The organism is Ferrovibrio terrae, assembly GCF_943371255.1.
GTDB classification, from domain to species: Bacteria; Pseudomonadota; Alphaproteobacteria; order Ferrovibrionales; family Ferrovibrionaceae; genus Ferrovibrio; species Ferrovibrio terrae_B.
On record NZ_CALRUC010000148.1, the window covers coordinates 1 to 8,880 of the forward strand.

The following is an 8,880-nucleotide window of genomic DNA, read 5'->3' on the forward strand; positions in this document are numbered from 1 at the left end:
GCCGCCGCCTTCTTCTTGCCCTTGCCGCCCTTCTTGGCGCGCGAGGCAATCGCCAGGATCGCCATGTCCATGGTCACGGCCTCGACCTCGGTGCCGCGCGGGATCGGCGCGTTGGTGGCGCCATGCTTGATGTAGGGACCATAGCGGCCGTCGATCACCTGGATCGCCTCGCCGTCATCGGGATGCTTGCCGATCTCGCGCAGCACCTTCAGTTCGGCACGCTGGCGCGGACCTTTGCGGCGCGCATCGGCCTCGGCGATCTTCTCGACGGCATGGTTGATGCCGATCTCGAGCGCTTCCATGGCGTCCTTCAGCTTGGTATAGGCGCCGTCATGCAGCAGATAGGGCCCGAAGCGGCCCAGCCCGGCGAGGATCTCCTTGCCGGTGGCCGGATGCAGGCCGATCACGCGCGGCAGCGCCAGCAGCTTGAGTGCCATTTCCAGCGTCACGTCTTCCAGCGTCACGCCCTTGGGCAGGGAAGCGCGTTTCGGCTTGGTCTTGGCCTTGCCTTCGCCTTCCGCTTCGCCCAGCTGCACATAGGGACCGAACGGACCCTGGCGCAGCGTGATCGGCAGACTGGTGGCCGGATCGATGCCAAGCTCCTGCGGGCCGGAGATGGCGATATCGCCATGGCCGTTGCCGCCGGCGCTGAGTGGCCGGGTATAGCTGCATTCCGGATAGTTCGAGCAGCCGATGAAGGCGCCGGTGCGGCCGGCCTTGATCGCCAGCTGGCCCTTGTTGCAGGCCGGGCAGAGGCGGGCATCCTTGCCGTCTTCGCGCGCCGGGAAGAAGTGGTGTTCCAGCAGCGCGTTGATGGCGTCCAGCACCTCGCCGCGGCGACCCATCTTCTCGTCGATGCGGGTGACCGCGTCCTTGACCGAGAAGGGCGTCAGGCCCTGCGTCTCGTCATGCAGGCTGAAGTCCTGCCAGAAGTCCTCCAGCACCTTCTTCCATTCGAGCTTGTGCTCGGCGATCTCGTCGAGCTTTTCTTCCAGCCCGGCGGTGAAGCTGTAGGCGAAATACTTCTCGAAGAAGCAGACCAGGAAGGCATAGGCGAGCCAGCCGGCATCTTCCGGCGTGAAACGCTTATTCTCCAGCTTCACGTAGGAGCGGGCCTTGAGCACTTCCAGGATGGCGGCATAGGTGGATGGCCGGCCGATGCCGAGTTCTTCCAGCTTGCGCACCAGGCTGGCTTCCGAATAGCGCGGCGGCGGCTCGGTGAAATGCTGTTCCGGCTTGACGCCTTCTTCCTTCATCGCCTCGCCGATGGTCATCTTCGGCAGGCGGGTGCCTTCCTCGTCATCGGCGGATTTGTCGTCAACGCCTTCCTCATAGAGCTTGAGGAAGCCGGGCGAGAGCACCACGGTGCCGGTGATCCGGAACATGCCGGTCTTCTTGGCATCGGTGATATCGACGGTGGTGCGTTCCAGCTCGGCGGATTCCATCTGGCTGGCGAGTGCGCGCACCCAGATCAGTTCATAGAGCTTGAGCTGGACTTCATCGAGATACCGCGCGACAGCCTTGGGCCGGCGGCGGAAATCGGTCGGGCGGATCGCCTCATGGGCTTCCTGCGCGCTCTTCTGCTTGGTCTTGTAGACGCGCCAGCTTTCCGGCACGGCTTCGCGGCCGAAATCCTCGGCGATCACGTCGCGGGCGGCGCGGATGGCTTCATCGGCCATGCTGACGCCATCGGTACGCATATAGCTGATCAGACCGGTGGTCTCGCCGCCGATGGTGACGCCTTCATACAGGCGCTGGGCGATCTGCATGGTCATCTGCGCCGAGAAGCCGAGCTTGCGGGCGGCTTCCTGCTGCAGGGTCGAGGTGGTAAACGGCGGCGAGGGGTGCCGCTTGGCCGGCTTGATCGATACGTCGGTGACGGCGTAGCTCAGGCCCGCCAGCTTGGCCACGGCGGCCTTGGCGGCGGCCTCGTTGTTGATGTCGAACTTGTCGAGTTTCTTGCCGGCCAGCTCGACCAGGCGCGCGGTGACGGTCTGGTTCTGCGGCGTGCGGAAATCGGCGCCGATGGTCCAGTATTCCCGCGCCCGGAAGGCCTCGATCTCGGTCTCGCGCTCGCAGATCAGGCGCAACGCCACCGACTGCACGCGGCCGGCCGACTTGGCCGACGGCAGCTTGCGCCACAGCACCGGCGACAGCGTGAAGCCGACCAGGTAGTCCAGCGCCCGGCGGGCCTGCTGGGCATTGACCAGATCCATGTCGATGTCGCGCGGATGCGCCATGGCATCCAGCACGGCGGTCTTGGTGATTTCGTTGAACACCACCCGGCGCACGGTCTTGCTCTTCACAACCTTGCGGTTGTTCAGGGCTTCCAGCACATGCCAGGAGATCGCCTCGCCCTCGCGATCCGGGTCAGTCGCCAGGATCAGGGTGTCGGCATCCTTCAGCGCACTGGCGATGGCGCGGATCGACTCAGAGCCGCGGCCGGACATCTCGTAATGCATCATGAAGTCTTTATCGGGCTCCACCGAGCCGTCCTTGGCCGGCAGGTCGCGGACATGGCCAAAGGAGGCCAGGACCGTGTGGCCTGGGCCGAGATACTTCTCGATGGTCTTTGCCTTCGCCGGGCTCTCGACGACAACGACTTTCATAATGGGCGGTTTTCCAACAAAAATGAGACGAACATGACACCTGAGTCTGGGCAACGGCCCGACCGGCGCGGCAGGCGGAACATGGGCGATGCGACCCGCCTTGTCAAATCGGGCATCCGTAGGTGTCTCATAAGATATTGATAATCAATGATAGTTTTGGCAATTGTCAGCTGATTGTCAGGTTGAGCAGACATTTTGGGGCACCTGCCGGTACTGCGCCGGCGGCATTGCGTCTGGAGATAAAGATGTCTGACACCCTGTCGCGCCACCACCCTGTCGATTCATCCGGCCAAGCCGAACGTCCGGTCTGGGATTTTGTCGTTCGGCTGTTTCACTGGACCGTGGTGGCGGGCTGCCTGATCAACTTCGTGATCGACGATGGCAAGCTGGTCCATCGTTGGGTCGGGTACACCATAGCGGGCGCTCTGGTCATCCGCATTCTCTGGGGCTTTGTGGGCAGCCGCCATGCCCGCTTCAGAGATTTCATCCCGAGCTGGACCCGCCTGCGGCGCTATGGGCTGGCCGCGCTGGCGTTTCGTGAGCCTCGCCATGTCGGCCATAACCCGCTTGGCGCCGTCATGATCCTGGCGCTGATGGCTCTGCTGGCGCTGATTGCCCTGAGTGGCTGGATGACCACCTGGGACATCTTCACCCGTGCCAAATGGCTGGAAGAGGTGCACGAAGCCTTTGCCAACCTGTTGCTGCCGCTGGTTGCCGTGCATGTGGCCGGCGTGCTGTACGGCAGCCTGCGGCATGGCGAAAATCTGGTGAAAGCCATGATCACCGGCCGCAAACGGGCCGGAGGCAATCAGGCCTGAGGGATCAGGACAGCCGGTCTTCCGGCGCCGGTTCCAGCGGGAAGGCGGCGACCAGCAGCATGCGCACCTCGTCGCCGCCGGCGGTCAGCGGCAGCGACAGCCGCTCCCAGCTGCGCTCGACCTGCCAGGTCGAGCGCTTGTCGCGCGAGGTGTAGTCGAAGGTGGCGGTATAGCGGCGCGACATCGGCATGCCACTGTGTACCACCGCGTCATATTCGCTGCGCAGCAGATCGGCCTGCTGTGCCGGCAGGCCGTTGACCCGCTTGCCGGTCATGTCGACCTTGAACTGGTTCACGAAGGTCGAGCCGTAGAGACGATATAAGTAGTCGCCATCCTCGATACGCTCGACCAGCATCAGGTTGCCGAGCCAGGCCTTCATCTCGATGGGATCGATATCGGCGCGATCAGGCAGGGCGCGGCCATGGCGCTTGCCGGCCCAGTAGGCATAGAGCGCCCGGAGCGTCTCCAGCGTCAGTTGCGGCGCGCCTTCCAGCATCAGGCCCATATAAGGTCGACGTCCCCCTCGGCGAAACGAATCGTAGAAAATGACTATATCCGGTGTTTCGCGGTACAAGTTAACGCAAAATGAAGGGATTGTCAGCCAGCCGCTGTGAAGGATCGGGACAAATCCGCCCGGCTGCGGGGCGCGAATGCGTCAGCGTCTACCTCTTTTGCACCGCCGCTGTGTTGCCGGCCTTTGCTATGACGGAAGTTCACGCCATTGGCGCGGAGGCTGTCATGAGGATCAAACTGCCGGTTGGAACGCTGCAGGTGGCGGTGATTCTGGTGCTGATGGCGCTGATGGCGCATGCCGCCGAGGATCCGGCCGAAATCGAGGTGGTAGTCGCCGCCACCCGCGAGGCCCATCCCGATAGTGCCAAACTCTGCCAGTCGGGTCAGGCCGGCATCCTGAATGCGGTTTCCACCCAGGCCAAGGCGCTGGCGATGGACGGCAAAATCCACGGCAATCCGCAGGCGCTGGGAGTCGAGGCCAGCGCGAAAATCGGCAAGGACTGCTTCGGCGGCTGAGGCCGCAAAAAAAGCAGGGACGTCACGTCAGCCCGGACGGCACATCCGAAGCACCGGATTTGCCAGAACGACGCGGATCAGGTCGGCCTGCCGGCCACTGCCGGTTTTGGCGAAGATGGCCTTGAGCTGGGTCTTCACCGTGTGCAGGCTTAAGCCGGTTCGCTGCACATAGTCGTCGACATGCTCGCCATCGAGCAGCGCGGCGGTGAGGCGGGCTTCGGCAGGCGTGAGCCGGAACTGCGCGCTCAGCGCGGCTTCTGTCGGCGTGACGCGGTCGTCGGGGTTGTTCACGAAGATGATCGCGGCGGCTTTCAGGCGGTTGCTGCCCAGCCGGTCGCCCGGTGCCGGACAGACCAGCAGCGACAGCGGCAGCCCGTCGCGGCGCGGCATCACCAGCATGCCAGTATGCGACGACCGGCCGGAAAAGCCGGCAACCGCTTCGCGGATAGTGTGCTGCAGAACCAGATTGCGGTCGGCGAGCTGGGCGCGCAGATGGCCGTGGCTGGCCGCAATGCCCTGGCCTTTCTGCAGCAGCCGTTCGGCCACGGTGTTGGAGAACAGCAACCGGCCCGCGGCATCGACCACCATCACGCCCACCGTCAGGGCCTCCAGCGCGGCCAGGCCGATCTGGCCCTGGCGCTCCAGCCCGTTCAGTTTGCGATACATCTGTAGCGCGCGGGTCAGATGCGGCAGGATCAGGCCCACCGCATGCTGGTCTTCCACGGTGTAGTCGGTCGAGCCATAGGCGCGATGGATGCCGATCCCGGCTATGGCGCCGGAATCCACGGCCATCATCGCGCCGGTGAGATGGAAGACCCCGATGCCCTTGCCCCAGTCGGCATACAATTCCGAATTCAGTAGTGCATTGGCATCGACGATTTTATGTCCAAGCAGTGGAATGCCGAACCCGATCTTCAGCGCACCATCAACATAGGGATCGTTGGCGTAATAGTGGGCTTCGTAGTCAGCCAGCGACTTGGCGTCGTAATTGTCGGTGTTCGACAGGATCAGCGTCCGGCCATCGGCCAGATCGCGCAGCTGGATGGCGCAGCTGCCGGACTCAAAGGCCCGGGCCAGATCGGTGGCGACGGTTTGCCAGCCTTCGGGATGCAGGGCCGCTTCGTAAAGTCGCTCCACCAACACAGAGAACTCACGTAACTCCATGCCCCCTCCGGCCGTCTGATGCGGCAACTGTTCGTTGCATCTAAGCATGCTCCACGCGCGGGAGGTATATGAACTTTCAGCGCATACCTCGTACGGGCGATGCGACGGCCCGGCCCGCGAGGGAAAATGACCGGCGCATCTGTTGCGCCGTCTACGGACGAGCGCTGCCGGTGCGAGAGAACCAGCAAGGGGGAGATCGCTATGAAATTGGCTTTATTGATTGGCGCAGCGGTGTTGACGCTGTCGATGCCGGCGGCTTTTGCCGCAGAAAATCCGGCCGAGGTGGCCGCCGTGGTTGCTGCCACCAAGGCCGCCAATCCCGACAATGCCGCGCTGTGCAAATCCGGCCCGACCGGCATTTCGGCGGCGGTATCGGCCCAGGTTCGCACGCTTGCCATGGGTGGCAAGATCAAGGGCAATCCGCAGGCGGTAGGTGCCGAAGCCGGCCAGCAGATCGGCAAGGGCTGCGGCGGCTGATCGATGGTCGCGGCCCGGCCTGCAAGCCGGGCCGCATCACTCTTCGCACGCGGCCGGCACTGGCCGTGACGCGGCCCGGCGGGCTAGCCTTGTCTGGATAAAAACCAGCAGGGAGTGAGTCGGCCCCATGACCGCATCGAACAGGGTTGCTTTTGTCACCGGCGCGGCGCGCGGTCTGGGGCTGGCGGCAGCCACCAGGTTTCTCACCGATGGCTGGCGCGTCGCCATGCTCGACATCCTCGGCGACACGCTGCGGGCGGCGGCGAAAGATCTCAACCGGCCGGATGCGATCCTGACCCTGGAAGCCGATGTCTCCGATCCCGCCGCCGTGCAGCGCGCGGTGCAACAGGCGAAAGACCATTTCGGCCGCATCGATGCGCTGGTGAACAATGCCGGCATCGCCATCTTCAAGCCGATCCTCGAAGTGACGCTGGACGACTGGCAGCGCGTCATGGCGGTGAACCTCACCGGCCCCTTTCTGATGACGCAGGCGGTGGCGCCGATCATGCGCGACCAGGGTGGCGGCGCGATCGTCAACATCACCTCGATCTCGGGCCTGCGTGCGTCCACGCTGCGGGTGGCCTACGGCACCAGCAAGGCCGGGCTGGCGCATCTGACCAAGCAGCAGGCGGCCGAACTCGGCGAATACGGCATCCGCGTCAACGCGGTGGCGCCGGGGCCAGTGGATACCGCGATGGCGCTGGCCGTGCACACGCCGGAAATCCGCGCCGACTATCACGACCACATGCCGCTCAACCGCTACGGGCTGGAAAGCGAACTGGCCAACGCGATCTTCTTCCTGAGCAGCGATCAGGCCAGCTTTGTTACCGGACAGGTGCTGTGCGTGGATGGCGGGTTTGACTCAACTGGTATCGGGTTGCCGACGTTGCGGGGCGAGCGGAAGAATAGCTGAAACAAGACCTGCAACAGGCAACGTGCGGCGCGTTCGTAAAATATTATTGCATGAATACGTAGTCAGTTGCAGGTAACCGCCAGTAACGCTGCCTATAAGTACTGGTGTAAACGGCAAAGTACGTATGATTAAAAGATTGAGGTATGAAAATGCCTCAGCCTAAGAATGGAAAACATTCGATGAGCTGGGAGAATCGATCATGTGCACAGCCTTTCAAGTATACAGCGCGAACAATTTTGCCATAACCGGCCGATCACTGGATTACGATCAGGCCTCGGTGTTCACAACCAGTCAGTCGCCCGCCGGAAAAGTGTTCAAGTCTGTGCTGAATAACGGCGTGGAATGGACGTCAAAATATGGACTGTATACTGTCGATTTTCAGGGCAGCAAATACAACATTCCTTTTGAGGGGATGAATTCGCAGGGCATAGGCATCAGCGGAAATCTGGCCAATGCCAGCTACCCGACCGACAATCCCGGTCCGACGATCTCCTCTGACGATATCGTCAATTACGTGCTTGCCCAGGCCGGCAGCATATTGGAGGCAGCGAATTACCTCACAACGATCAACATCGATAGCAAGTGGCAATACCACTACATCGTCTTCGACAGTCAGGGAGACAGTCTGGTGGTTGAATACAAAGATCACGAACCCATTAGTTCCTTTAATATGTCTTCCGTCATGACGAATAATCCCGGTCTGAATTTTCAGCTCGAAAACCAGAACGACTACGCGAATATCCGAAACTGGTTTCCGGGCGCAATTCTCCCAGACTCAGGCGACCAGTTCCACGGACAGGGTATGCTCGGACTGCCCGGAGACTGGATGTCGACCTCGCGCTACACGCGTGTCAGTACACTGCTTGAATACTGCGAGAAATTTGCCACAACACCGGCGCAGGGTCTGAATCTGGCCAAGCGGATTCTTGAGTCGGCGAGCTTGATCAAAGGTGTCGATCTTGGGGGCAGCGCGACAGGCAATCCGATCTATTCGCAGATTCAAATCGTGAAGGATCTAGTCAACAGCATCATCTACACCCGCGAATACGACGCGTCAGACTGGGCCAAGATTGCGATCTCCTGGTGACGGCAATCCCGCCGCTGTATCTATGCCCGCCCGCAGCACTGCTTGAACTTCTTGCCTGAGCCGCAGGGGCAGGGATCGTTGCGGCCGGCCTTGACTGGCCGCAACGCGGTCTCGCCGTCGACATAGACCCATTGGCCGTTCTCGCGGCGGAAGCGCGAGCGCTCCTGCAGCACATGTAGCCTGCCTTGCGTCTTGAAGCGCGCAGCGAACTCGATGATGCCGGTGCTGTCGTCTGCGCCGCCATCCCTGGTGTCGAGAATCTCCAGCCCGAGCCACTGTGTCTCGCGCATGCCGGCGCTGACATCGGCCGCATCGAAGCCGGCGCGATGCTCGGGCGCCAGCGTGCGCGCCAGATGCGCCACATCGCCGCGCGCGTAGGCCGTGTAGCGCGAGCGCATCAGCGCCAGTGCGGTGGGCGCCGGGGCGCCGGCGAGGAGCGGGCCGCAGCAGGCCTCGAAAGACAGGCCGGACTGGCAGGGGCAGGAAGTCAAGTTACGCCGGCTTTTCGTGTGTCTCGGCGGGCCGCGCAAACTGTGGGAAGTTCGGGTGCAGCGCCAGCGGGATCACATCCACCTTGGTGAAGCAGGGATAGAGCGGCATCCCGCGCAAGGTGGTCGCCACCGCATCGGCATCCGGCAGGTTCCACAGCACAAACGTGCCGAGCGCATTGGCGCGGCGCCAGATGCCAACGAGTTGCCGCTTGGCCAGCATCGCCTCGGACTCGCGCCATTCGGCCTGCACCAGCTCCTTGAACTTTTCGCCGGCGCGCAGGTATTCGATCCG

General features: G+C 62.7%; 10 protein-coding genes. 5 read left to right on the forward strand and 5 right to left on the reverse strand.

Features of this window, described 5'->3' with window-relative positions; translation table 11 throughout:
* Positions 1-2,609: type I DNA topoisomerase (topA, locus tag AAG799_RS20920; RefSeq protein WP_341898901.1), on the reverse strand; the 2,609-nt coding region annotated here is incomplete at its 3' end.
* 245 nt (positions 2,610-2,854) lie between these two features.
* On the opposite strand from topA, the gene AAG799_RS20925 reads away from it, so the two are divergent.
* Positions 2,855-3,427, forward strand: coding sequence for a cytochrome b/b6 domain-containing protein (locus AAG799_RS20925; RefSeq protein WP_341898902.1), 573 nt, complete (start codon positions 2,855-2,857; stop codon positions 3,425-3,427).
* 4 nt (positions 3,428-3,431) lie between these two features.
* On the opposite strand, the gene AAG799_RS20930 is transcribed toward AAG799_RS20925, so the two are convergent.
* Positions 3,432-3,932, reverse strand: coding sequence for a PAS domain-containing protein (locus tag AAG799_RS20930; protein ID WP_341898903.1), 501 nt, complete (start codon positions 3,930-3,932; stop codon positions 3,432-3,434).
* A 233-nt stretch (positions 3,933-4,165) separates the two neighbouring features.
* On the opposite strand from AAG799_RS20930, the gene AAG799_RS20935 reads away from it, so the two are divergent.
* On the forward strand, positions 4,166-4,456 hold the full coding sequence (locus AAG799_RS20935; protein ID WP_341898904.1) for a hypothetical protein: 291 nt from the start codon (positions 4,166-4,168) through the stop codon (positions 4,454-4,456).
* Positions 4,457-4,483: 27 nt separating this feature from the next.
* Here the strand turns inward: AAG799_RS20935 and AAG799_RS20940 are convergent, their stop codons facing one another.
* The gene (locus AAG799_RS20940; RefSeq protein WP_341898905.1) at positions 4,484-5,620 is read right to left on the reverse strand and encodes a hypothetical protein; all 1,137 of its coding nucleotides are present in this window, start codon (positions 5,618-5,620) and stop codon (positions 4,484-4,486) included.
* A 201-nt stretch (positions 5,621-5,821) separates the two neighbouring features.
* Between AAG799_RS20940 and AAG799_RS20945 the strand changes: the two genes are divergently transcribed.
* The 3 genes from AAG799_RS20945 to AAG799_RS20955 all read left to right on the forward strand — a co-directional run bounded on the left by AAG799_RS20945 (position 5,822) and on the right by AAG799_RS20955 (position 8,097).
* Positions 5,822-6,097 (forward strand): hypothetical protein, encoded by a 276-nt coding sequence (locus AAG799_RS20945; protein WP_341898907.1) that lies wholly within the window; start codon positions 5,822-5,824, stop codon positions 6,095-6,097.
* Between the two features lie 127 nt (positions 6,098-6,224).
* On the forward strand, positions 6,225-7,010 hold the full coding sequence (locus AAG799_RS20950; protein WP_341898908.1) for an SDR family oxidoreductase: 786 nt from the start codon (positions 6,225-6,227) through the stop codon (positions 7,008-7,010).
* 199 nt (positions 7,011-7,209) lie between these two features.
* Positions 7,210-8,097, forward strand: coding sequence for a linear amide C-N hydrolase (locus tag AAG799_RS20955; protein WP_341898909.1), 888 nt, complete (start codon positions 7,210-7,212; stop codon positions 8,095-8,097).
* 20 nt (positions 8,098-8,117) lie between these two features.
* Here AAG799_RS20955 and AAG799_RS20960 read toward each other — a convergent pair whose 3' ends face one another.
* The gene (locus tag AAG799_RS20960; protein ID WP_341898910.1) at positions 8,118-8,627 is read right to left on the reverse strand and encodes a YchJ family protein; all 510 of its coding nucleotides are present in this window, start codon (positions 8,625-8,627) and stop codon (positions 8,118-8,120) included.
* Positions 8,590-8,880 (reverse strand): muconolactone Delta-isomerase family protein (locus tag AAG799_RS20965; protein ID WP_341898911.1); only part of this gene is annotated, 291 nt, incomplete at its 5' end. The genes AAG799_RS20960 and AAG799_RS20965, both read right to left, overlap by 38 nt.

Coding starts and splice junctions, on each gene's coding strand:
- AAG799_RS20925 (WP_341898902.1), top strand. CDS start 2,855: ATGTCTGACACCCTGTCGCGCCACCACCCTGTCGATTCATCCGGCCAA.
- AAG799_RS20930 (WP_341898903.1), bottom strand. CDS start 3,932: ATGGGCCTGATGCTGGAAGGCGCGCCGCAACTGACGCTGGAGACGCTC.
- AAG799_RS20935 (WP_341898904.1), top strand. CDS start 4,166: ATGAGGATCAAACTGCCGGTTGGAACGCTGCAGGTGGCGGTGATTCTG.
- AAG799_RS20940 (WP_341898905.1), bottom strand. CDS start 5,620: ATGGAGTTACGTGAGTTCTCTGTGTTGGTGGAGCGACTTTACGAAGCG.
- AAG799_RS20945 (WP_341898907.1), top strand. CDS start 5,822: ATGAAATTGGCTTTATTGATTGGCGCAGCGGTGTTGACGCTGTCGATG.
- AAG799_RS20950 (WP_341898908.1), top strand. CDS start 6,225: ATGACCGCATCGAACAGGGTTGCTTTTGTCACCGGCGCGGCGCGCGGT.
- AAG799_RS20955 (WP_341898909.1), top strand. CDS start 7,210: ATGTGCACAGCCTTTCAAGTATACAGCGCGAACAATTTTGCCATAACC.